Source organism: Rossellomorea sp. NRS-1567 (assembly GCF_050467885.1).
GTDB classification, from domain to species: Bacteria; Bacillota; Bacilli; order Bacillales; family Bacillaceae_B; genus Rossellomorea; species Rossellomorea aquimaris_C.
In genome coordinates, this window is the sequence record NZ_JBITPL010000013.1 from 78,009 (window position 1) to 102,242 (window position 24,234).

A 24,234-nucleotide genomic window follows, 5' to 3' on the forward strand; every position below is an offset into this window, starting at 1 on the left:
GATAATGGTAAGCGTCTCTCTTTGACCTACCTCTATCCTCTTAAGGGTACTAGGTCTTTTTTTATTGATATTTTATAAAACAGGAGGGATTCATGATGAATTATCGTGAAGTTGCAGAACAGCTTGTCCCGTTATTGGGCGGCGAGAATAATGTTGTAAGTGCCACTCATTGTGCGACGCGTCTTCGTCTCGTGATTGACGATGAAAGTCAGATAGATAAAAGTGCCATCGAGGAATTGGATGGTGTGAAAGGGGCATTCTCAAGTTCCGGTCAGTTCCAGATCATATTCGGGACAGGGAATGTAAACAAAGTATTTGAGCATTTCGGCCCTCTTGTTGGAGCATCAGTTGAAGATAAGTCTCCAACGGGTGAGTCTCACAGCGATGCTGCAAAACGGAAGATGAACCCATTTGCCCGTTTTGCACGTACATTGTCAAACATATTTGTACCCATCATCCCTGCAATCGTAGCTGCCGGTATGTTAATGGGACTCCTTGGTCTGATGAGAACGTATAAATGGGTAGATCCTGAAAGCGGTCTATTCGTGATGCTGGACATGTTCTCTTCTGCTGCCTTCATCATTTTACCGATCTTGATCGGGATGAGTGCTGCGAAGGAATTTGGGGCGAATGGTTACTTAGGTGCTGTCATCGGGGGGATCATGACCCACCCGGCATTACTGAATCCGTGGGGTCTTGCCGATGCCCAGCCGGACACTCTTGATTTCTTCGGATTTGGCGTTGAAATGCTTGGGTACCAAGGGACGGTCATTCCAGTACTATTAACCGTTTACTTAATGGCAAAGATTGAAAAAGGCTTACGCAAAATTGTACCGAATACTGTTGATTTATTGGTGACACCGTTCTTGACGGTCATCTTCACAGGATTTACCGCCCTGCTTATCGTTGGCCCACTTGGAAGGGTCCTCGGTAACGGAATCACAACGGTTCTGGATGTTGTCTACAATACAGCCGGTCCGATAGCTGGACTGATCTTTGGTGGATTGTATTCAACAATCGTATTAACCGGTGTTCATCACAGCTTCCATGCCATCGAGGCTGAGTTGTTATCAAACGTAGGTGGAAACTATTTGCTGCCAATTTGGGCAATGGCCAACGTTGCACAAGGTGGGGCAACACTCGCTGTCTTCTTTAAAACGAAAAATAAGAAAACGAAGGAAATTGCTGTACCGGCAGCCGTGTCTGCTTTCCTGGGAATTACAGAGCCGGCGATTTTCGGGGTTAACTTGAAGCATCGCCGTCCGTTTATCGGAGCAGCCATCGGTGGAGCGCTTGGTGGAGCATACGTGGTATTCACTCAAGTGATGGCGAACGGAATAGGACTAACGGGTATTCCGATGTTCGCAATTGCTCAAGATCCACTTAACTATGGAATCGGATTCATCATCGCTGTAGCAGGCGCATTTTCAGCAACTTTATTACTGGGTTGGAAAGAAGAAGCAAAATAGAAATCTTTATCCTTACTAGTCACCTGACTAGTAAGGATTTGCTATATTTAAAGTAGAATCCATTAGAACGAGGAGGAACTCGATATGAAACAAGGAATCATCTCACTGGGTGAAGCACTGATAGACTTCATCCCTTTAGACGAACACAATACTACCTATCAAAAAAGTCCCGGAGGAGCCCCGGCCAATGTGGCTGTTGGACTGGCTAGATTAGGCGCGAGGTCTACCTTTTTAGGAAAAGTGGGAGATGATGTATTAGGGAGGTTCCTGCAAGAGACTCTTCAGGAATATGGGGTTCGGACCAATCAAATGCTTTTGACTCCTGATGTCCGTACGGGAGTGGTATTTGTAACGAACGGAGAAGACGGGGAGCGCAGCTTTGACTTTTATATCGATCCGAGTGCGGACCGATTCCTCCAAGTGAAAGATATAGACGAAGAGGATTTCCTAACCCATAAAATCCTTCACTTTGGTTCCATCTCCATGATCAGCTCTCCTGCGAAAGAAGCTACTCATCATGCTGTGAAAGTGGCGAAAGAGAATGGTTTATTGGTTTCCTATGATCCGAATTTACGATTAGGATTATGGGATTCTGAGGAAAATGCCCGAGAAACGATTAAGAGTATGCTTTCTGAAGCCGATGTTTTGAAGATCTCTGAGGAAGAACTCGAATTTATTACGGGTGAAAAAGAGATTGAATCAGGGGTAGCGAAACTAAGGGCATACAATATTCCTTTCTTGATTATCACGATGGGGGCAGAAGGAAGCTATGTGTACGTAGGAGATGCCCGTCAGTATGTACCTGCCATGAAGGTGAAAGCAGTGGATACAACGGGGGCCGGGGATGCGTTTGTATCCGGGATTCTCTATTCCATCCATGAATACAAAGGGAATATTTCATCACTATCAATAGAAGAAGCAGCCCGCATGGCCGGGTTTGCAGCCGTATCAGGAGCACTCGCTGCCTCAACAAAAGGAGCGATGACGGCTTTGCCTTCCTTGGAGGAAGTAAACCATCATCTGAAGAGGGGGAAGGCGTGATGACCAGAGATGAACAACTGCGAAAAGAAGTCTATGAAGAAATGGAAAAGCACAAGGGTGTTGTAGAGCAGGATCAATACCGCCTTCATTATCACCTCATGCCGCCTGTGGGACTATTGAATGATCCGAACGGATTTATCCAATTCAAAGGGGTCTATCATTTATATTACCAGTGGATGCCCTTTAAAACAGGACATGGTGCGAAGTTCTGGGGGCATTACTCGTCAAGGGACTTAGTGAACTGGACGCATGAAGACATCGCCCTCACGCCTGCAGAATGGTATGAGAAAAATGGTTGTTATTCCGGAAGTGCCATCGAGCATGACGGGAAAATCTATGCGTACTATACAGGGAACGTGAAGGACGAGGAAGGGAATCGGGAATCCTATCAGTGCTTAGCACTCTCGGAAGACAGTATCCATTTTGACAAAAAAGGTCCCGTCGTTCACTTGCCGGAAGGATATACCGCCCATTTCCGCGATCCAAAGGTGTGGGAACAGGATGGAGCGTTTTTTATGGTTGTTGGTGCACAGACGACAGAGTTAAAAGGAGCAGTTGCTTTGTTGCGATCGCATGATCTAATTGATTGGGAGTATCGGGGTGTCCTTGCAGGTGGAGGCAAGGGCAAGCTTGCTGACTTCGGTTATATGTTTGAATGTCCCGACCTTTTTAAGTTGGGAGATCAGGACATCCTTATTTTCTCTCCGCAGGGAATCGAAGGTGCTGGAATGAAGTATCAGAATGTGTATCAGGCAGGCTATGTTGCCGGACAATTTGATTCAGCTGCAGGAACGTTGGAACATGGGAATTTCGAAGAGTTGGACCGCGGCTTTGACTTCTATGCTCCACAAACGACAGTCGACGACAAGGGACGCCGTATTCTTTTTGCCTGGATGAGTGTACCGGATCAAAATGAACAGGATCATCCTACCATTGAACATAAATGGCTTCATACGATGACCTTGCCTCGGGAGCTGAAGCTTGTGAACGGTAAGGTGATACAGGTTCCTCTTGAAGAATTGCGGAATTTAAGAGCCGGAGAAGCTATAGAACACAAGGTTGTATTGGATAAAGAAAGCCGGGAACTCAATGGTGTAAATGGAAAAGCGTTTGAATTGGAGATCGGGGACCTGTCTCTTTCTGAAGGATGGTTTGATCTTTCCATTGGAGATGGAGGCAGACTCGTTTATTCTGCTGGGGAACAGCTGGTGACTCTTGAGCGAAAAAGCTATGTTAATGGCGTGGTAGAGAAGCGGCAATGTAAAGTGGTGAATTTAAATTCATTAAGAGTGTTCGTTGACACTTCTGCCATTGAAGTATTTATAAATGAAGGAGAAGAAACGTTTACAGCCCGGTTCTATCCATCACCAAATAACGATACTGTACATTTCGGAGCTTCCAATCAGGCTCGATTTACCATTAGAAAATGGGATCTAAACCATGTAAACTTGAAATAGACTGCCGCTTCGGTGGTCTATTTTCTTTTTCTTAATAAAAGATAGATGTTATAGTAAGATAATATAAATTGGATACCCTGAAAGGATTTTTCATGATGAAGTATAAAATGATTGTACTGGACTTAGATGATACATTGTTACGAGATGACCAAACGATTTCAATGCGTACAAAAGATGCTTTGCTTCTGGCACAGGAGGCGGGAGTGAAAGTTGTCCTGGCATCCGGCCGCCCAACGTTTGGAATGAGATGGGTTGCAAAAGAACTGAAGCTTGACCAATATGGAAGCTATATTCTTTCTTTCAACGGATCAAAAATAATAGATTGCAAGACAAACGAAGAGAAATACAGTCGAACATTATCAGCTGAAACCGTTCACCGCTTATATGATTTGAGTAAACGGGAAGAGGTTGGCATTCTCACATATGCTGATGATGCGATTGTTGTAGAAGAACCAAGTGAATTTGCTTCTATTGAAAGTGAGTTGACAGGGCTGCCTGTAAAGGTCGTTCCAAACTTCAAAGAAGTGATTCAGGAGCCTGTTGTAAAGGCACTTATGTTAAAAGAAGCCGATCGTTTGGTAGAGGTCGAGAAGAAACTTCAAGCCGAACTGGATGGTGAACTGAGTGTGATGCGCTCTAAGCCATTCTTCCTTGAGTTTACGCAGTTGGGCGTGACGAAAGGAGCAAGCCTTGACTACCTGATCAAGCCAATGGGTATTAAAGCGGAAGAGGTCATTGCCATCGGAGACAGCTATAACGACCTTACGATGATTGAATTCGCCGGTCTTGGCGTCGCCATGGGGAATGCTCCGGGAGATATTAAAGAAAAGGCTGATTTTGTAACAGCTTCTAATATGGAAGATGGCGTAGCAGAAGTAGTTGAGGAGTTTGTATTGAACAGGTTGTCCCGCGTTTAAGGAATCTAGGGGTGGCTCTAGTCACCCCTAGATTCAACCCCAACTCCTACTTATCATCGCACTCCTGATCAAAATCCGAACCATATTCAGGACCCATACCCTGCTCACTTGAACCTCTTCCTTTAGGGCCTCCCCGACCGATATCCGGAAGCTTGCGGTTGACGAATTTCGGAGGAAGGGGCTGAATTCCGAGAAAACAGTTGCAGTCGATGCTGATACATTTGTCGGTTTGATAAAGGGCAAATAATTCATCGGCATCGTCGGTAATGTATCCTTCTATATCCATTCCGGCCAGTAACCGCAGTGTTGCACAGCCATCGTCGATATCGATGAGCTTAAAGTATATGGTGCAGTTGGAGTGTAAGTGTGCCCGAAAAGGCTCGCTGTCTTCCTTTGTGTATAGGATAAATGGAATGGTGTCTACCTTGTCGTATTCACAAATGAACTTAAATTCTTGAGTGGCCAATTGGAATTGTTCCAGTAATAATTCATTCAGGGTTTCGCATATACAGCTATTGTGATGACAAATCATCGCCTCAAATCCTCCTTTCACCTGTCTCTTATCATTAGTGTATTTTGGTCTGGAAAAGTGGTGTAGTGCATATATAACGGTTTAGATTGATTCTAAATAAAATTGAATGTCTTTAGAGGCATCTTTTGCACGCCTCTCTGATTCCTGCACGGACTCCCCGCTCGCCATAACATACCCATAACGATGCCCCATGGAGGTTGGAGGGCGAAGTGTTTTTCCTTTTCTTGGTTTTATATAAACTTCGATGATTCCTTCTTGTTCTTCTGCCATGTTTTTTCCAATCACTTTTAACAGCTTGCCCGTCTTGTTGACTGTCATATAGTAGGTGTAGATATGTTTTTCCCATTTACGTTCGCTATGGTGAGGTGTTCTAAGATATACCCTTAACGTTTCTTCCACTATGCTCAGTCCATATGCTTCTTCTATCATTTTGTTCATTGCTCCCCCGGAGATTCGGGGGTTTACTTCGATCAGTTTCCATCTATTCTTTACCAGCCGCATTTCTAAATGACAGCTTCCGTTAACAAATCCCAGGTCATTGATAATCTCTCCAACCTTTCTGACCAGTACCGGATAATGATGTACGGGTGAAACACTATAGCCGGTGACAATGAATCGTTTATGATAGGTGATTTGCTGTTTGACGACCACTGTGATCACGGGCTTGCAATCTTTGATGACCACTTCAATCAAGTATTGAGGTCCCTCTAAGTATTCTTCTACAAGAAGACTTGGAGGTTTTTTCCGATTTAATTTCTTTATGCCTGTTGCAAGCTCCTCCTCATTACGAATGAGGAGGACATCTTTTGACCCGTTAGAAATGGGTGATTTTAATACAACAGGATAGGAATAAGCCTTTACACCCTCTGTAGAAAAGGGAGGCTTCATTTTAATGAAATCAGAAGAATATTCTTTTCCAATCAGTTTCGTTCGGAGCGCTAGTTTATCCATACAATCACCAATCGGTCCCAAGGAAATTTCGGTTCCACAGAATTCATTAGAAAGCCGGGCTGCTACAAGAACGTAAGAATCGAGAAAGCTGATGATGCACGCTATTTTCTTTCCTTCCTGCTGAAGTGTAGAGATTTTTCTCCTGATTGCTTCTTCATGACTTAAATCTACTTCGTACATTTCGTCGACATCCGTAAAGAGTTCTCTTTCTCTTATAAACTTCCTGCGGTTAGTAAATAGAATAGTAGAGTAGCCCAATTTTTTTCCTGCTTCAATACCGTCCCGTGGGGAGCCTGATTGGCTTGTACCTATATAGATGATGTATTCATTCATGGGGGAAAAGCAGCTCCTTTATGTGTTTAGTCTCTACTCAGTATATGAGCCGTTTTTTGATAAGTATGGGCAACTAAAGGTGAAAACAGATAATTGGACGAGAATTTGCTAGGCTCCTGTTGAAAATTGAAGCAGCTCGATTACCCCCTGCCATTATAAGGTGAATAGGAGGGAAGCTGCTCTTAACATACATAAAATATTTAGGTGGATCATCATTGAATCAGCCTACACCCCCTAAGTATCAACGGAATAAACTGTACAGTAATGCAATGCTCGTACCCATCCTGAGCTTTGAAAGAGAATATGATAAATAAAGGAGAGTACCTTGAATGAAGTCTATCATTTTTATAGAAACCACTAAGTCAGGTTCAAGCAGGGAAGCAATAAAGACGGCAGACAGACTTGGATTTTATACCGTCCTGTTCACTGAAAGACCTAACTTTGTGGCGAAGCGGGAGGAATTTCCCGATGTTCATTTCATGAAATTATGTGATCTAAGTGATATGAATGTACTGCAAAAGGAAGTAAAAGCCCTGATTTTGAAAGGGATAGAAGTTTCCGCCATTGTGAGCTATGTCGATCCGCATAGCTACACAGCGTGTAAACTTGCCGATCAATTTAATTTAAATCACTTCTCAACTGAAGGAATGAAAAACATTCAAAATAAAATTCAATCACGGGAACTGTTGAAGAACTCGTTAGTAACTCCGGCATATTGGACGATTGCAACAAAGGAAGAAAGTGAGGCATTAGAACCGAAAATCAAGAATAAGTTCCCTCTGGTGATGAAATCCCCCCAATCGACCGGCTCAAAAGATGTGTACAAGGTTGGAAATCTATTAGAGTATCGGAAGCGGTATCATACGTTGATTACCCTTTATGAAAATCAGCCGATATTAATAGAAGAATACCTCCCGGAACCTCAGTATCTGGTGGAAGTGGTGGTCCACAAAGGAAAGGTTCATATTATGGCGGTGATCAAACAGGATATTCAATATACTCGACGCTTTATCGTCATTGGATACAAATTATTACTGAATCCTGGTGTGAAATTTTCTAATGGTCTGATGAAAGCGATAAAAGAGATCGTTGCCAAGCATGGGCTCGAGAACGGACCTTGTCATTTGGAGCTCCGCCGAAAAGGAAATCAGTGGAAGTTGATTGAAATAAATGCGCGTATCTCAGGTGCCGGGATGAACAATATGATCAAAGCAGCCTATGGAATCAATCTGGTCGAAGAGATGTTGAAAATGGCGCTGGGAGAAGTTCCGGATTTAAAGCCTAAGTTTCAAAAGAATGTGTACATGCAGTACGTGACGGTTGAGAAAAAAGGGACGCTAGAGAAAGTCACAGGAAAAAGTAAAGCCCTTGCGTCCCAGGGTGTAGTGGAGGTTTATATCAAGCCCCGTAAAGGATCAGTCATTACACCGCCATTGTCTATGGGACACCGATATGCATATGTAACCGCTGTTGGAAATACAGCAATAGAAGCTGAGGCGAACGCGAAGAAGGCAGCTGCAGAAATTCAGTTTTGGATTAAAGAGTCTCCAAAGGAAAAGATTACAACGGTCATTCAATAAGAAAAAGGGAGGGTGTGCATTTTCCTCCCTTTTTTCACGTACAAGTCAAAAAATGTTTACCTAGTAAATAAAAACGCCTTGTTTAAGCTTTAGCGGCTTTAAACAAGGCGTATCATTTTTATATTCATTTTTTTCTCTTGCGATGGTGTTCAATCTGTAGGCTGTTAACCAAAAATCTTCTTGAAATATTCAACCGTATCCACCATCTCAAGGCCGCTTGCTCCTTTAATCAGAATCGTCCAGTTTGGTTGGATGATTTTTTCTAGTTTCGCATTTAATTCATTCATATAATGTCTGTTAAAGTGAAAGATTCTCTGCTTGTTCATACCAGCTTCTCTTGCGCCAGCTCCAATATTTTTGGAAAGGTTGCCATAGGTAAAGAGGTAATCAATCTCTTTCTCAGCGACGTATCTTCCTATTTCTTTGTGAACGGCTTCATGTTTGTCTCCGAAGCCTGCCATACTTCCCAGAACTGCCACTTTCTTTTCACCCTCCAATTTCGTAAGCACGTCGAGTGCTCCTTTCATGGCATCAGGGAAAGCATGGACTGTATCGTCAATCAGCGTGATATTGTTTTTTAGCTGCATAACATCAAGCCTGTGCTTTGGCTTCTTAACTTCATTCATTCCTTGTTTAATTTCTTCAGGCTTAAAGCCGAGAAGGTCCGCAATGGCGATGGCGAGAAGGGCATTGTAAACATAAAATTCTCCATGGTATGGAATAGAAAAGGTATGTGATTTACCAGAAAGCTTTAGGTCAAAGCTGATACCTTCCACGCTGTAGCGCACATTCTTTGCCTGGTAATCTGATGGGGAATAAATGCTGACCTTCTTCAGTACTCCTGTGAAATTCTTAGTGTGAAGAAGCTTTGAATTCTTGTCATCTCCATTTAAGAATAAATGTCCATCACGATCCATTCCCTTAATAAGCTCCGATTTAGCAGCAGCTATTCCTCTGATATCGCCATTGAAGTTGCCAATATGGGCAGTACCGATATTGGTGATCGCTCCTATGTTAGGCTGGATTATCTTGCAATGCTTTTGGATAACGCCGGGAAACGCCATTCCATATTCGAGTACAATAGCCCGATGAATGAAGTTGATTTCATCTTGGTGTTTTTGTGTATGATCGGTCCGGTTCCAATAATCACTTGATTCGAAGATAATCCAGCGGGTTCTGAGAATAGATGCGATGAATGATTTGGTTGTTGTTTTGCCTGAGCTTCCGGTTACAGCAATGATCGGTCTTTCAACGGAGAAATCTTTATCCATAGTAATCCTCCTTTCATTATTTACTTGGATTTTCCCTTGGCTAAATAGATGCAGTATTGTATGGTGTTTTTGACAACATCCATCTCAAGATAAAAGGTCGGGGGACATCCTGGTCTCCAGTTCACTTCATAGATCCATATTTTCCCCAGGTCATCCAAAGCAACATCAATTCCAAGCTCATCAATACTTTCTGAATAACGTTCCTTTTGCAATTCATCCAAATGCCGGGCAAGGAGCAAAGAAAAGTTTTCTAAATAGCGCTTAATGTTAAAGTAATCATGATCTCCAAACTCCTGCTTCAAAAAAGGAACCAGATAATTCATCGAACCTCCGTTGTTAATGTTTGAGACAATCGTTCCCGGTGCGCCGATTCTCGGATAGATAGAGGTAATGACCCATTTTCCATCACCGTCTTTTTGAACGTGAAGCCGAAAGTCAAATACGCTTCCATCTTTTGTCCGGCAATTGATATAAGGCTGGACGAGAAATTCCTCTTCTTGAATAAGATCTGAAACAAATACTTTTAATTCATCATAGGAATAAAGATGATCGTCCGTGTTCAGTAACACTCTAAAATCATTTCCGACACGTTCAATGTAAATAATAGATATACCTTTACGCCCGTTAACAGGTTTAAAGACAATCTTCCGATAAGCTTCCAAAAAAGAAAAGAAGTGATTCGTCCCTCTTACTACCTCTGAGGGAATCAAATATTGTGTGAACTCTCCAGCTTCCTTCAGTCGTTTATAAACCGCCATTTTGTTGCCGATCGAATGGGTGGTAAATGGAATAGTCTTCTTCAGTTTCTGAATAACGTCATTGGATTTAGCAAGCTTTTCAGGGCTTCCTGTGTTATAGATAACATCAGGAAACGGAAAGGTTCCTTCCACCCACTTTCCGTCTTTATATTCAAATCCGGAAATGGTTTTCGTTATAAAATCTACTCCCCCTGGAGAAAAATAGACCATCTGCGTTCCTTCTGCCTTGGCAACAGCTGCATAAGCGTATGATTTAATAACACTATCAGGATGCTTTCGGTGGTGCAGCATTCCAATTCGAATCAATTGACTAACCTCCTTTAAAATATTTTCTTCCTTACTAGTAAATGATGGTCGTCCCTTTGAGGGAACGACACTTGTGATTAGGTATATCGCCTTTTTTACACCTTTCAACTCATGAATAAATGGCATTCCATAAAAGTCTATAGAGATAACTTGTGTGTCCCCTGAAACAAATCTCCAACCCAAAGAGAATGACATTTCCCGAAAGGCTTGCGATGATGGCAGCCTTTCCTTGTGCTTGATCATAGTCAGGCCAGTAGCCTGCAAGTAACGAATCAGTATCATTCTTGAATAGTGCGACCACCTTCATATTGCCGGTATTCGTAAACCAGGCTGGTCGGTATACAAAACCGGTATCTTCAGCGGGATATCCCTTGGTTATGGGATGGTTCTTATAGTGAATCTGCAATAATGCATTTTTATTCCAGCCGCCTGAATGAACCTCAGCTTCACTCAGCTCAAGAATAGAGGTTAAGGCCTTAGAGGCACCAGCCCCTATTCCGATCACTTTTCCACCCTTTTTTACAAAGGCATGAAGGTTATTCCGGCAGGCTTCCTGTTGAGCGGGGGAATCGAGTACGAAATCGCGGTAAAGGCTTCTTATGTTTGATGGAGGATAAAATAAGTGCTCATACCCGTTGTAAATAAGAACATTCACAGAGGATAATGCTTTTTCTGAAGCTAAATCCTTCGCTCTTAATTCCTGGAACGGGATATTCATTTGCTGCAGGGCAAGCTTCAGCCCTGAATGAGCCTTTTTATGAAAAAGGCCATCATCTATAAGAATGCCTACGGAAACAGGTGCACCTGCTCTTGTTTCTTCAGGTTTAGAGTCTTTTTCAAAATATTTGAAGTGTTTCATCCCTGCATCTAGCTTTTCAAATACAGGATGACAGTTGACCCCCCAGCTTAATGGAAGACTCCAGGCACAAAATTCAGAAATTCTTTCAGATCCTGACGAGAGATCTTCCCCTTTCGTGAGGAAACAGTAAGCTACATTAGCTCTTGCTTGATTCATTGGAACGATAGTGGTGCCTGCTGGAAATGAATGTCCATCATACGTGAAATCTTTCGTAGAGGAGTATAGCTTTATTCCATTCTTCTGGAGATGTCGCGTTAGTTTCCTGAGACCTGAATGATGTTCGTTCTTTTCTGTCAGTACGTAGTATTGGGGAAAATCGCCCGTTGAGTGAGTGGGATGAACATTCTTGATTCCACGCTGGAAAAAGGCAGCTTGATTGTTGTTCAGTTCCTCTCTGTGCTTGGAAATATGGGTAAGAGCAGCTGAAAGAGCTAAAAGAATCCAGGTGATGCCATCCTCTGAACGGCTCGGTGATTCAATGGTAATCCCGATCGCCCCATGGAGCATGGAATACATCGAACAGCAATATGGGCTATAGTCATCCCAGCCACCTTTTCCATCACGATATGGGATGTATGTCCCTTTTATCGACTTAAATCGCTTAGAAGAAAACGTTTCTTTTTCTGCAACTAGATAGGATTCCATGCACTGAGCAAGGGGAAGGGCCCACTTCAGATATAAATCATATTCATAAGCTGGATTGTGAGGTGGGGTACAGGGTTCGATCAGTCCAATGTGAGAGGGTTTTTTCCATACATACCCATGCAAGTCCAAAACGACTGCAGGCTTTTCCTTCACAATCAGATTGACGATGCTCTCTGTTTCAGGCTGTGATTGTGTAATGAAATCCCTGTTTATATCAAAGCCCTCTGCATTATAGCGTGTCTTATACACATATCCGTCGGGATTACAGCAAATGACACAAAATACAATCAAATCATCCAGCCATTCCATGCTTTCGCCATCTTTTTGAATCTTATTCAAAAAACGCAGTAAAGCTGTCGAACCGGTGGCTTCATGTCCATGAATGGAAGCGGTAATGACGATTGGAGTTTTCTTTCGTGACCTTAAAGAACTAATCCTTGTTTGGACTATTTTTGTTCCGGAAAGGGCTGGCTTTTGAATAGTAACACACCAAATGTCCCGCCCTTCGATGGACTTGCCAATTGAGGAGAGGGAAAAGAATGGACATTGTTTCGTTTTCATCTCTATTAATGCTTCTAGTTTTCTATAAGAAAGTATAGTACTTCCCATGTAGTCATAGCCTCCTTTCTATAGTTAATTCAAGAGAAGCTAATTCTGCTATGGACAAGTGTCCCTTTAGGACAAAATGATTCATTTTCACTGACGGCTGAGGTTGGAAACCTCAGCCGCTAGACGACTCAGCCGATTTATTGGCAATCACCAGGGCCGGCAATCTTGTGGTAACAGCCTTATATAAATAGCCTTTAGCCGTTTCCTCGGTGAAGACTTGTACATACATTAATACATAGAAGTGGTTTATCAGTTTAAGAGAGGTGTATCCCATGAATATATCGATTGTGACATCCACATTCAAGGAGCTCGAGCCTCTCATTCTACTTGCCGGGAAAGATGGAATGAGGGTTCATGACGTACCGGGCTCTGTATGGTTTTGTGCAAAAGTGGACGGAGAAATGGCTGGTTTTGTTTCTTGTTATATAAGAGAGAAGCAGGGAAAAGCGGTATTTAAGAGTGATTATGTAAGGGGGGAATACAGACGTAAAGGCATCTACCGAAAACTTTTTGAAAAGAGATTGGACTATGTGAAGAATTTCAATGTGAGAAAGATTAAAGCTTCCTGTACGAAGATGTCTTTAGAGTGCTTCTTATCTTACGGATTTAAGAAAATAGAAAGCAGATCAAGGAAATATACAGATGTTTTGATGTATGTAGATCACTAGAAGAGCAGGAGGAACGAAATGATTACGCTGAAATTAACGGAGATCAGAAGGCTATTGAAGGGAAGGCTGATAAGCGGTCCTGAAAATATGGACATCCATGATGCGATTATATTCCATCAGCATAAGTTAAAGAAGAGTCATACACTGGTCTTCATGGATAAAAGGAAGGCGATCAGTGAGAAAAAATGGAAGAGAATGATCAGAAATGCTCCATGTGCCGTGATTACGGATCATGAACAAGAGGCTGTAAACGGAGATGAGGGGTTGACCATCATTCAAGTAGGAAATGTAAGAGAGGCTTTTATGGAGTTTGTACGTTACTACCGGAAGATATGCTCACTCCCGATTGTTGCCATAACAGGGACATGCGGAAAAACAACGACCCGGGAGATGCTCACCAAAATTATGGAGGAGAATCATTCTGTCATTTCAACAGAATGGAATGATAACGCACCTCACAGGTCTTTTGAATACCTGATGAAGATAAATGAAAGCACAGACGTCGGGATATTCGAAACAGGCTTGGGCGGACCCGGTGACCTACGCTATCACTGTAAGGTTTATCAACCGGATATAGGGATCATTACCAACATCGGAAGTTACCATCTTGATCGTTGTAAGACCTTTGAAGGATACCTTGCAGCTAAAGCGGAAATGCTTGAAGGACTGAAGAATAAAGGCACGCTACTCTTAAATGCTGATGATCCGAACATTTCTAAAATCAGCTTGGAGGAGTATAAAGGAACCGTTCATTATTTCAGTATCCATAAGCATTCCGACTTCAGGGGAACCTCTATATCCATCAGTGAGGAAGGAACTCGTTTCACCCTACAAGCAAAGGGGAAAGAATATCCTGCTTTTATCCCTGAAATCGGGGAGCATCACGTCTACAATGGATTGGCTGCTTTACGAGCCGCGATGGAACTGGGGGAAGACATTGAAACGGGGATCAGAAGGTTGAGCAGCTTTCAAAATATAGAGAGACATTTTGAACTGCAGAAAGGACGGAACGGTTCAACCATCATCGATGATACTTGGAACGTCAACCCTACCTCTTTAAGGGAAGCCATTAAAACACTTTCTATAATAGGAAAAGGTAAGAAACGGATGGCTCTTCTCGGAAATATCGAGAGGCTTGGAGAAGAATCAAAGGATGTACACAAGCAAATCGGGCAATACGTGGTGGAATGTGGAATTGATGTCCTGATCACGTATGGAAAGAAAGCGAAGTTTATAGCGGAGCAGGCAGCAAGGGAGAGTAAAGATATCATCGTATATCCTTTTACCAGTGTACAAGGGATGGAAAAAACGATATTGAATCATCTGGATGAACACACATACCTGCTGGTGAAGTGCCGGGCCGGCAGTAGACCCTTGATGAGATTAAGAAAACGCTTGATGGAATCTGAGTAAGAATGGAAAAGGGAGGGGTGAATGGTGAAACGTTTACAGCTGAAGGAAGTAATAGAGGTGGTGGGAGGACGACTGGTTCATGGGTCAAAGGATATAGAGGTGAAAGATGCGATCATTTATCATCTACATTCCATCATACAGAGCCATACGATGATCTTTTTAGATAGAAGGAAGCCATTCAACTATGAAAAAATAAAACATCTGGAACCCTTTGTCATCATTAGTGATGCCAGGGATAGCAGGGAGAAATATCAGCAAGCTTTTGCGGTGATTGAGGTTGAAAATATCAGAAAGGCCATCCTTGCGTTTGCTGAATATTATAGAAGATTATTCAGCATTCCCGTTATAGCCATTACTGGAACGGATGGTAAAACAACGACAAAGGACATGATTGTTCATATTTTAAAAAAACAGTATTCCGTTCAGTCCACTATAAGAAGCAGAAATGCGCCAAGGAAATCCTTCGAATACCTTATGGGAATTGATGAGGATACAGACGTTGGTGTCTTCGAAACAGGCTTGGGTGCTCCCGGTAACCTTCGATATCATTGTGATATTTTCCAGCCTACCATCGGGATCATCACGAACATAGGAATCTTTCATTTGGATAAATGTAAAACATTGGAAAATTATGTTTTGGCAAAGGGAGAAATCATTGAAGGTTTAAAGAATAAAGGGACTTTACTGGTAAATGGAGACGATGAACATATAGCAACACTTCCATTAAAAGACTATAAGGGGAAGCTGGTTACCTTTGGGAAGTCTGCTGGGGCAGATTTGAGAGCTACTAATATTAAAGTGGATTCAAGTCAAACCAATTTCACGATGACCTATGAATACAAACAATATTCCGTGATTCTGCCTTGTCACGGTGAGCATCAGGCATATAATGCAATGGCAGCGATCGGGGCTGTACTGGATGTGGGTGTGGATATCACCGATGCCATCAACGCATTGCAATCGTTTAATGTACTGGAGAAACACTTACAAGTGAAGCAGGGGATCAAGGATTCTACTATCATTGATGATTCATGGAGTTTAACTCCCGGAGCATTAAAAGAAGCATTGAAAGTTCTGCAATCCATTGCGGATGACAGGAAAAAGATTGTATTGATCGGAGATATCGGGCGGTTGGGAGATCACACGGCAAACACTCATTTAGAAGTGGGTGAGATGATCTCGAGGCAAGACATAGATGTTCTGATAACCTATGGACATAACGCTAAAAGAGTCGCTGAAAGAGTAGCAGAAAAAAACTTGTTCATCCAAGTATACCCATATTTAAATATTAAAGACGTCTATCAAAAGGTCATCTCATTATTATCACCAGATAGTTTATGTTTGTTTAAGTGTTCAAATACAGATAATGACCTGATGAGCCTCAAAGAACATTTTCTCAAGAAAGATGACATGGAAAGGAATCAGCATGATGAACGATAACATTAGGACAGGAGTGAGAGAATGAAATCTCTGCCACTGAAAGAATTAATCGGTGTGATGAATGGAAAGCTCGTATACGGGGATGAAAATTTCATCGTGAAGGATGCAATGGTTTCACACTTACACAGAATAAAAGAGAAACATACGTTAATTTTTCTAAAAAGACGCAAAGCCTTTCACATTGATAAGGTGAAAAGATATTCGCCTTATGTCATCGTAACTGATAAAAGCGATGGGGAATTGAAGGAGATAGAAGCTGCCGGAATCATAAGGGTCCAAAATGCAGATGACGCTTTCTGGGCCTTTACCCGATATTACCGGCATTTATTTGAACTGCCGATCGTCGCAGTTACAGGTACATGTGGAAAAACCACCACCAAAGAAATGCTTTCCCACCTCCTATCCCCCACACATTCCATTCAATCTACCATCAGAAGCAGAAATGCCACCAGGAAATCTTTCCAATATCTCATGGGGATCGATGAAAATACAGATGCTGCCGTGTTTGAAACGGGTCTGAACGGTCCGGGCAATCTTCACTATCATTGCAAGGTGTTTCAGCCCACGATAGGGATCATTACGACGATCGGTGTCGATCATCTGGATAAGTGCAAGACGTTAGACGGATATATTAAAGCAAAATCCGAGATCGTATCAGGTGTCAGGAACGATGGCACTCTTATATTAAACAGCGAGGATGAAAACACAAAAAAAATATCTCTCACAGGTTTCACCGGGGATATCATTTATTGTGGAACAAGTGAAAGTGCTGACTATAGGGCAAGTGATATTGTTTACAATAAAAACGGAATGTCATTTACCTTGCATCATAAAGAGAAGACTTACAGAACGTATTTACCGGGCTTTGGTGAGCATCAGATTTACAATGCTCTGTTTGCTCTTGCAGCAGCCCATAAAATCGGCATGAACCTTTCGAAGGCTGTTATAAGAATGAGGACGTTTGAAAATCTGGAACGGCATCTCCAGGTGGAAGAGGGCATCAATGCCTCTACGATTATCGATGATACGTGGAGTTCAAATCCAACATCAGTCGCTTCAGCCATTGAAGTACTGGAAACTCTGGGAAATAATAAAACAAATGCTTTATTATTAGGCGATATTGCCTATTTAGGGAGTCATGTAAGGAAAGTTTATCATGATTTGGGAAAATTAATTGCATCTACAAAAATCGATATCTTAATTGCAGTCGGGGAAAATACAAAGCATATAGCAAATCAAGCTAAAAAGTATGGATTTAAAGGAAAAGTGTATACTACCGCTTCCGCCGCCCTTGTAAAGGGGTATGTCGAAAGTCTGCTAGATGAAAAAACCGTTCTTTTGGTTAAGGGTTCTATGATGGATACAGAATTAATAGGGCTTGCAAGGTCTTTTAAAATGAAAGAATAAACGGGCGGGAATAAAGTCCTATGCACTTACCCCTGCATGTATGACACCGCATCCTTGGCAATTATTACATCCAATTTCGGGTGAAAATCAATGTTATACTTTCTGTGGATAATTATTAGAAAATTTCACTTTATTCACAGGAGGTAGAAACATGAAGAAATTAATGACAACAGCGGTTTGCACAGTTGCTTTGACGTTCAGCTCTGTGTCCATTCCACTTGTGCAGCAAGCGAATGCAGCGACAGCTCCCCAACAAGCTGAGGTAGAGCAGAAAGCTGATAATATTATATCAACTGCGAAGAATTTAATAGGTAAAGCGACATACGAAAGATATGTTTATAATCCCCCACATCAATTTGGTTGCAGTGGATTCATTTACTATGCCTTCAAACAGAACGGTATCGACCTTGCAACAAGGGATACAAACGTACAGGCTCAATTAGGTGAGTATGTACCAAAGGATCAGCTTCAAAAGGGAGACATTGTTTTCTTTGACTCAAATCCGAATGATAATGATCCTGTGACTCATAATGGAATTTATATTGGCGATAACAAGATCATTCATATGGCAGACGAAGAGAATGATATTCTTATCTCAGACCTGGACGGAAAAGAATATTATCAGAAAAACTATAAAACAGCACGCCGTGTACTTCCTTCCTTTATGTTTGATCAAGCAACTTCATCAACTGGGGAAAAGGTAGTTGATATTGCGGAAGGATTAATTGGAAAAGCTTCCTATGGTACGCCTTATAATGAAGAAACCTTGACCTTCAATGGTGCAGGACTGACTTATTATTCGTTTAAGCAAGTAGGAATCGACCTTAAATCAAAAACAGCCAGTGAACAATCAAAACTGGGTGAACCGGTTAAACGTCAAGACCTTCAAAAAGGTGACCTTGTGTTCCTTTCAAACAATTCTAGTAACGGAAAGATCGTTCATACAGGTGTTTATGCAGGAAATGATCAAATCGTCCACGCTGCCGGTTCTCAATCAGGAATCAAGAAGAGCGTTATTCTTAACGGCTACTACGACGAACATTATGTTACAGCGCGCCGGGTGATTGATGTGAAAGCAGCTAATTCAGAAGATAATACTGAATCGACAGAAACTGAAGCACCTTCAGTGGAAGCTCAGCCTGATGGACAAGCACCTTCTGCCCCTCAGGAAAAACCTGAACCAGAGACGGATGTTCAACCAGCAGCACCTGAAGAAAAACCAGAGAACACTGAAGCCAAGCCAGCTCCTGTCCAAAATAAAGGCGCTGAAGTATCAAGCCTGGCAGAAAATGTAATAGATAAGGCTCAGTATGGATATTCTTATGATGAACGTACAATGAGCTTCAACAGTGCGGGACTTGCTTATTATGTATTTAAACAGAACGGAATCGATCTTCAGGATAAAACGGCAGCAGGTCAAGCAACTAAAGGCCAAAACGTTAGCAAATCCCAATTGAAGGAAGGCGACTTAGTGTTCTTCTCGAATTCTTCAAGTAATGGAAAGATTGTTAACACCGCGATTTACGTAGGCAACAATGAAGTAATCATGTCTGCCGGCAAGAGCGTGGGGGTAGTTAAGCGAGACCTGAATAGAAGCTGGTATCAAGAAAATTACGTAACAGCACGCAGGATCATTCAATAGTGAAAGCTTCGAAACGTTTGCGTTCAATGAGCTTTTCTAGAGTCTAAGTCTAAAATGACCGGAGTCCCTTAGGGGATTTCGGTCATTTTTTTTGGTTTGGAGACTTAGGAAAAGAGTTTTTGAAATACAGGAAAAATATGTATAATCACTAGTGTTATATGATACTATTAAAAATAATTAATTCAACTGGAGGACAAATCATTGAGGGGTATTGGCGGTATTTTACTTAAGTTCTTCTTATCAATCATAGGCATTATTTTTATAGGCGGACTTCCCGTTCTCCTTTCAGGCATCGGCCATCGCGAATTGAGGTTGCAGGCGTATTGGCAGTCCATTAAAGAAATCGTATTTGCCCTGCTTCACCCGGGGGATTTAACATATGTCATCATCGGTGGCCAAAAGGAACGCGACTTGTTTCCTTATTTATGGGAGCCGATCACCTACTCGTTACTCGTGCTGTTTTCTGCCTTTCTTCTGGCCGGCTTCTTAAGTATTCTCCTCACGATCCTCACCATGTTGTTTTCTCAAAAAAACCGAAATCGAATCAAGTTCATGTTTTATTTATTCGAATCTGTTCCGGATGTACTGGTTATCCTGAGTGCTCAATTACTTGTACTCACTCTATATAAGCATACGGGGATATTGTTTTTCGAAATTGCTTCAGTTGATATGGAACGTGCCTTTCTTCTGCCGGTTCTGGTTTTGGCGATTCTGCCGACTGTTCAGCTGTTTCGGATGTCCATTCTTTCATTTGAGACCGAAGAAAGAAAAGACTATGTCACATTGGCACGATCCATTGGACTCGGGAAACTGGTGATTTTGACCTTTCATATTTTAAGGAATGCGGTTATCTCCGTGTTCTTTCAATCAAAAAAGACCATCTGGTTTATGCTCTCTAATTTATTTGTGCTGGAACTGCTATTCAATATAGCCGGAATAACCCGCTTCTTAAAGTCGACGCTGCAGCCGAAAATGTTTACCATTGCGGTACTTTGCATTTTCATTCCTTTGTTTGTCTTCTATACAGTGGGAGAAATCGTTCTCTCTAAAAAAGCGAATAAGGGGGAGGAAATCTAATATGAAGAAAAGTGTGTGGAAGAATCCATTATTTCTTATCGGATTTACGTTTATAGCCCTCATGCTCATGTCCAGTTTTATGTATTCGCTGGTGTGGGGGAATGAAGTAAGAAGATTGTATTTCATTAGTGTTGAAGGTGTTGTCGTGGAATCCTCCCCGATTTCACCGAAATGGCTATTTCCACTTGGAACCGATCCCCTGGGACTTGATATGCTCGGTAAAATCATCATCGGGGCCAAGTACACGATACTAACCGCGATAGTGATTGCCTTTTTACGTGTATTTTTAGCGCTCCCGATCGGATTCATTCTCGGGACATTCCTGATGAAGTATAAGAAATACATCAATGGCTGGATCGATTCCTTCCATTACATCCCCTTAACGATACTAGCCTATTTTTTGTTGGAACCGATTCTTTGGGAACCGTTTGGAGGGTTTCCTAATTCGATTGTTGAACGCTTCATCATTGAAATATTGATTTTGACCTTCCTTATTGTTCCCGTATTGTCAGCTCTGTTTGGCAACGAAGTCTCTATGCTCTACAAACAGGAATTCATCATGAGTGCGAAAATACTTGGAGCGGGAAAATGGCGGATCATTTTCAAACATATTTTACCCGGAATGAAAGAAAAGCTTGTAATCGTATTTGGACAGCAATTCATGCAGACCCTGATCATCTTTATTCATTTAGGATTACTGACCCTGTTCCTCGGGGGAACCGATGTGGACTATCAAATGGTGAATGACCCTCCAAGATCCATCACCTATGAATGGTCGGGACTGATCGGGGACTCCTTCCGATATCTCCAAGGAGCACCGTGGGTTCCACTGACACCGATTCTTTTCTTTTCTGCCACCATGCTATCAGTTTCATTGATGATCGAGGGCTATGTCCAGACAACGAGCGGCCACTCGTATTATAAAAAGAAATTCAAATCGGCTTATCGTCCCTTTAATGAAAGAAAAGACCCACCGGTGCAGGCTGACTTTGAAAAGGTAAAAATGTAGAGGGGATTGTGCATAATAGTATAGGAAGAAAATAAAAGAATGTGGTAAAAATTTCATCTTATCAATAGGTTTGTGTAAGGGGAATTCGGGGAATAAGTTTACACTGAGTAAACAATCTAAAAACACTATTAACATTTCTAGTATATATATCCACATGATTGGGAAAGTCTGGGTCGTTCACGAATCGTTCAAAAAGGGCAAAGCTTTGCCAGCCCAAGCTTTCGTCCCCTTTTCTTACGGAATGTCGAATTCCCATGAAATATTTTTGTTACGAATCACAACAAAATGTTATACACATGAAATTATTTTTTGTTATAATACTCGTTGTTGATTCAAATGAATTTACATTTGCTAAACAAATTCTTAATAAACCTTCAGTCATACATGTTTTAAATAAATACAATTTAAAAAGGTGATGAAGCATGAACTTCTTAAAAAGACAGTTTGAAGATACGCGTACTGGGAAGTTATCGTTCTTCTTTACAGTCGTTATACTATTTTGGATTAAGACTTATGCCGTATATTTAGCTGAATTTAACCTGGGAATACAAAATGCGCTCCAGCATTTTCTTTTATTTTTTAACCCTTTAAGTTCAGCACTATTATTCTTTGCCTTCGCATTATTCTGGAAAGGCAGAGGGCGATATATTGCGTTTATCGTTATTAACTTGTTAATGTCCTTCGTTCTTTATGCGAACGTCGTGTACTATCGATTCTTTAATGACTTTATTACAGTACCTGTCATCTTACAGGCGAAAACGAATAACGGTCTCGGTGGCAGTGCACTTGAATTAATCAGCCCGATCGATATTTTATATTTCTTAGATCTATTCATCATCATTGGATTAATGGTTCTTAAGAAAGTGAAGCCCCAGGAAAAATTACGCTTCCGTTCAGTATTTGCGGTCATGACATCTGCAGTCCTTGTGTTCTTATTGAACTTAGGTTTAGCGAACATCGATCGTCCTGAATTATTGACTCGTAGTTTTGACCGTAACTATCTGGTGAAGTATCTTGGAACGCACAACTTTACGATTTATGACATTGTTCAAAACTCAAAAACGTCTGCTAAGCGTGCTATGGCCGACAGCAATGAAGTTTCAGAAGTTGAAAATTACGTAAAAGCCAATAAAGTAGATCCAAATCCTGAATACTTTGGTAAAGCAAAAGGGAAAAACGTTATCTACATCTCTATGGAATCACTGCAAACATTCATGATTGGCAGAGAGTTAAATGGAGAGGAAGTTACACCATTCTTGAACTCTCTAGTGGATAGTAAAGAAGCGATGTACTTTGATAACTTCTTCCATCAAACAGGTCAGGGGAAAACATCTGATTCTGAGTTTATTATTGAAAACTCATTATTCCCTCTTCCTCAAGGTGCTGTATTCATGACGCATGCCAACAATACGTATCAATCAGCCCCTTCGATTCTAAAGGGAAAAGGATATACGTCAGCGGTATTCCACGGTAACTACAAAACATTCTGGAACCGTTCTGAGATGTACCGTTCAATGGGGTATGACAAATTTTTCGATGCAACGTATTATGATATGAGTAATCCAGAAGAACAGCTTCCTTATGGATTAAAGGATAAGCCATTCTTTGAAGATTCAATTCCGATGCTGGAAAGCTTAAAACAACCGTTCTACACAAAATTCATTACGCTATCCAATCACTTCCCGTTTGACCGTCATGAGGAAGATGCTAATTTCCCTCAGGGTGAAACAGGTAACGGTGTAGTGGATCGATATTTCCAAACGTCTCATTACATGGATCAGGTATTGGAAGACTTTGTGAATGATTTAAAAGAAAAAGGTCTATATGAAGATACGATGATCGTACTTTATGGTGATCACTATGGAATTTCGGATAACCATAATAAGGCGATGTCCGAGGTATTAGGTAAAGAAGTGGGTAACTATGAAAGTGCTCAGCTGCAACGAGTACCATTGTTGATTCTAAACTCTGGTGCAGAAGGTGGAGTTAACCATACGTATGGTGGACAGATTGACCTTCGCCCTACGATTATGCACCTTCTTGGAGAAGAGACAAAAGATTATTTAAGCTTCGGTCAGGACCTGCTTTCTGAAGAGCGCAAGCAAATCGTACCTTTCCGTAATGGTGATGTCATTACAGATAAGTACTCTGAAATAAAGGGAGTCTGCTACGATAACGAAACAGGTCAACCTGAAGAAGAAGAAAGCAAAGCATGCGAAGAAGCAAGTAAGGAAGCGAACAAACGTCTGGAGCTTTCCGATAAAGTGGTTTATGAAGATCTACTTCGCTTCTATAAACCTGAAGGATACAAACCGATAGATCGCTCGGATTATCAGTATAATAATCCAAATCCAAAAAGCTCAGAAGACCCTGAAGCTTCCCATGAAGAAAATCACGAATAAAATAAGTAATTTTAAGCAAGCTCCCTCCACCGATTTCGGTGAGAGGGAGTTTGCTTTTTTTTGTTGTTTACTCTTTCGTAAACATTGTTGCTATTTACACAGAGAAAAACATGGACCGTTGTTTTGTAATCTTTAAGCTCTGTCACGAAATTTCCTCCTCATCATCTTTAACAGGATTTTCATGACAGAGCTTCAAGGTGTGCAAGAAAACAATGTAACAAGAAAAAATATTTCTTCTTCCTTAAAAGTTAAAATTAATCTCTACTTACCTTAAATGAGATTGTTTGCAAAAATTCTAGTTTTAATTGTTTTCCATTAAGGATTCATGCTCAGAAAGTTGATTGGAGCGGAAGGATGCTCGACTCCTGCGGGAATAGCTGGACAGGTGAGACCCCGGAGGCGCAGCCGAGGAGGCTCACCGCCAGCCCCGCGGAAAGCGAGCATCCTG

Annotated in this window: 19 protein-coding genes; 13 read left to right on the forward strand and 6 right to left on the reverse strand. The window is 41.6% G+C overall.

The genetic code is table 11. From position 1 onward, the window contains the following. Positions 1-95: 95 nt before the first annotated feature. The 4 genes from ACIFOD_RS07855 to ACIFOD_RS07870 all read left to right on the forward strand — a co-directional run bounded on the left by ACIFOD_RS07855 (position 96) and on the right by ACIFOD_RS07870 (position 4,884). A complete protein-coding gene (locus ACIFOD_RS07855; protein WP_430314159.1) occupies positions 96-1,469 on the forward strand; it encodes a sucrose-specific PTS transporter subunit IIBC in 1,374 nt (457 codons plus the stop codon). Between the two features lie 84 nt (positions 1,470-1,553). Next, positions 1,554-2,510, forward strand: a complete 957-nt coding sequence (locus tag ACIFOD_RS07860) for an aminoimidazole riboside kinase (protein WP_430314160.1) — start codon at positions 1,554-1,556, stop codon at positions 2,508-2,510. Beyond that, complete coding sequence (locus ACIFOD_RS07865) at positions 2,510-3,967, forward strand: glycoside hydrolase family 32 protein (protein WP_430314161.1); 1,458 nt, start codon at positions 2,510-2,512, stop codon at positions 3,965-3,967. Before ACIFOD_RS07860 ends, ACIFOD_RS07865 begins: the two co-directional genes overlap by 1 nt. A gap of 95 nt (positions 3,968-4,062) precedes the next feature. Then, positions 4,063-4,884, forward strand: a complete 822-nt coding sequence (locus ACIFOD_RS07870) for a Cof-type HAD-IIB family hydrolase (RefSeq protein ID WP_430314162.1) — start codon at positions 4,063-4,065, stop codon at positions 4,882-4,884. A 46-nt stretch (positions 4,885-4,930) separates the two neighbouring features. Here the strand turns inward: ACIFOD_RS07870 and ACIFOD_RS07875 are convergent, their stop codons facing one another. After that, the gene (locus ACIFOD_RS07875; RefSeq protein ID WP_430314163.1) at positions 4,931-5,416 is read right to left on the reverse strand and encodes a CotY/CotZ family spore coat protein; all 486 of its coding nucleotides are present in this window, start codon (positions 5,414-5,416) and stop codon (positions 4,931-4,933) included. Between the two features lie 81 nt (positions 5,417-5,497). After that, positions 5,498-6,700: an ATP-grasp domain-containing protein gene (locus ACIFOD_RS07880; RefSeq protein WP_430314164.1), complete on the reverse strand. Its 1,203-nt coding sequence runs from the start codon at positions 6,698-6,700 to the stop codon at positions 5,498-5,500. A 329-nt stretch (positions 6,701-7,029) separates the two neighbouring features. Here ACIFOD_RS07880 and ACIFOD_RS07885 point away from each other — a divergent pair, with 329 nt between their 5' ends. Beyond that, positions 7,030-8,280 carry an ATP-grasp domain-containing protein gene (locus tag ACIFOD_RS07885; protein ID WP_430314165.1) on the forward strand — a complete coding sequence of 417 codons (1,251 nt, stop codon included), beginning with the start codon at positions 7,030-7,032 and terminating at the stop codon, positions 8,278-8,280. A 164-nt stretch (positions 8,281-8,444) separates the two neighbouring features. Here ACIFOD_RS07885 and ACIFOD_RS07890 read toward each other — a convergent pair whose 3' ends face one another. The 3 genes from ACIFOD_RS07890 to ACIFOD_RS07900 form a co-directional block, all read right to left on the reverse strand. Beyond that, the gene (locus ACIFOD_RS07890) at positions 8,445-9,551 is read right to left on the reverse strand and encodes a UDP-N-acetylmuramoyl-tripeptide--D-alanyl-D-alanine ligase (protein ID WP_430314166.1); all 1,107 of its coding nucleotides are present in this window, start codon (positions 9,549-9,551) and stop codon (positions 8,445-8,447) included. A gap of 20 nt (positions 9,552-9,571) precedes the next feature. After that, a complete protein-coding gene (locus tag ACIFOD_RS07895) occupies positions 9,572-10,615 on the reverse strand; it encodes a YheC/YheD family protein (RefSeq protein ID WP_430314167.1) in 1,044 nt (347 codons plus the stop codon). Positions 10,616-10,724: 109 nt separating this feature from the next. Beyond that, on the reverse strand, positions 10,725-12,728 hold the full coding sequence (locus ACIFOD_RS07900; protein WP_430314168.1) for a DUF2817 domain-containing protein: 2,004 nt from the start codon (positions 12,726-12,728) through the stop codon (positions 10,725-10,727). A 272-nt stretch (positions 12,729-13,000) separates the two neighbouring features. On the opposite strand from ACIFOD_RS07900, the gene ACIFOD_RS07905 reads away from it, so the two are divergent. From ACIFOD_RS07905 to ACIFOD_RS07940, 8 genes are all read left to right on the forward strand, one after another. Beyond that, complete coding sequence (locus ACIFOD_RS07905) at positions 13,001-13,396, forward strand: N-acetyltransferase family protein (protein ID WP_430314169.1); 396 nt, start codon at positions 13,001-13,003, stop codon at positions 13,394-13,396. 18 nt (positions 13,397-13,414) lie between these two features. Beyond that, positions 13,415-14,809, forward strand: coding sequence for a UDP-N-acetylmuramoyl-tripeptide--D-alanyl-D-alanine ligase (locus tag ACIFOD_RS07910; RefSeq protein WP_430314170.1), 1,395 nt, complete (start codon positions 13,415-13,417; stop codon positions 14,807-14,809). Positions 14,810-14,830: 21 nt separating this feature from the next. Next, complete coding sequence (locus ACIFOD_RS07915; RefSeq protein ID WP_430314171.1) at positions 14,831-16,249, forward strand: Mur ligase family protein; 1,419 nt, start codon at positions 14,831-14,833, stop codon at positions 16,247-16,249. A 21-nt stretch (positions 16,250-16,270) separates the two neighbouring features. Continuing rightward, positions 16,271-17,656 (forward strand): Mur ligase family protein, encoded by a 1,386-nt coding sequence (locus ACIFOD_RS07920; RefSeq protein WP_430314172.1) that lies wholly within the window; start codon positions 16,271-16,273, stop codon positions 17,654-17,656. 151 nt (positions 17,657-17,807) lie between these two features. Next, a complete protein-coding gene (locus tag ACIFOD_RS07925; RefSeq protein WP_430314173.1) occupies positions 17,808-19,298 on the forward strand; it encodes a C40 family peptidase in 1,491 nt (496 codons plus the stop codon). A 201-nt stretch (positions 19,299-19,499) separates the two neighbouring features. Beyond that, positions 19,500-20,375, forward strand: coding sequence for an ABC transporter permease subunit (locus ACIFOD_RS07930; RefSeq protein WP_430314174.1), 876 nt, complete (start codon positions 19,500-19,502; stop codon positions 20,373-20,375). Position 20,376: 1 nt separating this feature from the next. Continuing rightward, positions 20,377-21,384, forward strand: a complete 1,008-nt coding sequence (locus ACIFOD_RS07935; protein WP_430314175.1) for an ABC transporter permease — start codon at positions 20,377-20,379, stop codon at positions 21,382-21,384. 422 nt (positions 21,385-21,806) lie between these two features. Continuing rightward, a complete protein-coding gene (locus ACIFOD_RS07940) occupies positions 21,807-23,786 on the forward strand; it encodes an LTA synthase family protein (protein WP_430314176.1) in 1,980 nt (659 codons plus the stop codon). Positions 23,787-23,797: 11 nt separating this feature from the next. Here the strand turns inward: ACIFOD_RS07940 and ACIFOD_RS07945 are convergent, their stop codons facing one another. After that, on the reverse strand, positions 23,798-23,932 hold the full coding sequence (locus tag ACIFOD_RS07945) for a hypothetical protein (RefSeq protein ID WP_430314177.1): 135 nt from the start codon (positions 23,930-23,932) through the stop codon (positions 23,798-23,800). Between the last annotated feature and the right edge of the window lie 302 nt (positions 23,933-24,234).

Excerpts from the sequence above, each read along its gene's own strand:
- ACIFOD_RS07855 (WP_430314159.1), top strand. The coding sequence starts at position 96 with ATGAATTATCGTGAAGTTGCAGAACAGCTTGTCCCGTTATTGGGCGGC.
- ACIFOD_RS07860 (WP_430314160.1), top strand. The coding sequence starts at position 1,554 with ATGAAACAAGGAATCATCTCACTGGGTGAAGCACTGATAGACTTCATC.
- ACIFOD_RS07865 (WP_430314161.1), top strand. The coding sequence starts at position 2,510 with ATGACCAGAGATGAACAACTGCGAAAAGAAGTCTATGAAGAAATGGAA.
- ACIFOD_RS07870 (WP_430314162.1), top strand. The coding sequence starts at position 4,063 with ATGAAGTATAAAATGATTGTACTGGACTTAGATGATACATTGTTACGA.
- ACIFOD_RS07875 (WP_430314163.1), bottom strand. The coding sequence starts at position 5,416 with ATGATTTGTCATCACAATAGCTGTATATGCGAAACCCTGAATGAATTA.
- ACIFOD_RS07880 (WP_430314164.1), bottom strand. The coding sequence starts at position 6,700 with ATGAATGAATACATCATCTATATAGGTACAAGCCAATCAGGCTCCCCA.
- ACIFOD_RS07885 (WP_430314165.1), top strand. The coding sequence starts at position 7,030 with ATGAAGTCTATCATTTTTATAGAAACCACTAAGTCAGGTTCAAGCAGG.
- ACIFOD_RS07890 (WP_430314166.1), bottom strand. The coding sequence starts at position 9,551 with ATGGATAAAGATTTCTCCGTTGAAAGACCGATCATTGCTGTAACCGGA.
- ACIFOD_RS07900 (WP_430314168.1), bottom strand. The coding sequence starts at position 12,728 with ATGGGAAGTACTATACTTTCTTATAGAAAACTAGAAGCATTAATAGAG.
- ACIFOD_RS07905 (WP_430314169.1), top strand. The coding sequence starts at position 13,001 with ATGAATATATCGATTGTGACATCCACATTCAAGGAGCTCGAGCCTCTC.
- ACIFOD_RS07910 (WP_430314170.1), top strand. The coding sequence starts at position 13,415 with ATGATTACGCTGAAATTAACGGAGATCAGAAGGCTATTGAAGGGAAGG.
- ACIFOD_RS07915 (WP_430314171.1), top strand. The coding sequence starts at position 14,831 with ATGGTGAAACGTTTACAGCTGAAGGAAGTAATAGAGGTGGTGGGAGGA.
- ACIFOD_RS07920 (WP_430314172.1), top strand. The coding sequence starts at position 16,271 with ATGAAATCTCTGCCACTGAAAGAATTAATCGGTGTGATGAATGGAAAG.
- ACIFOD_RS07925 (WP_430314173.1), top strand. The coding sequence starts at position 17,808 with ATGAAGAAATTAATGACAACAGCGGTTTGCACAGTTGCTTTGACGTTC.
- ACIFOD_RS07935 (WP_430314175.1), top strand. The coding sequence starts at position 20,377 with ATGAAGAAAAGTGTGTGGAAGAATCCATTATTTCTTATCGGATTTACG.
- ACIFOD_RS07940 (WP_430314176.1), top strand. The coding sequence starts at position 21,807 with ATGAACTTCTTAAAAAGACAGTTTGAAGATACGCGTACTGGGAAGTTA.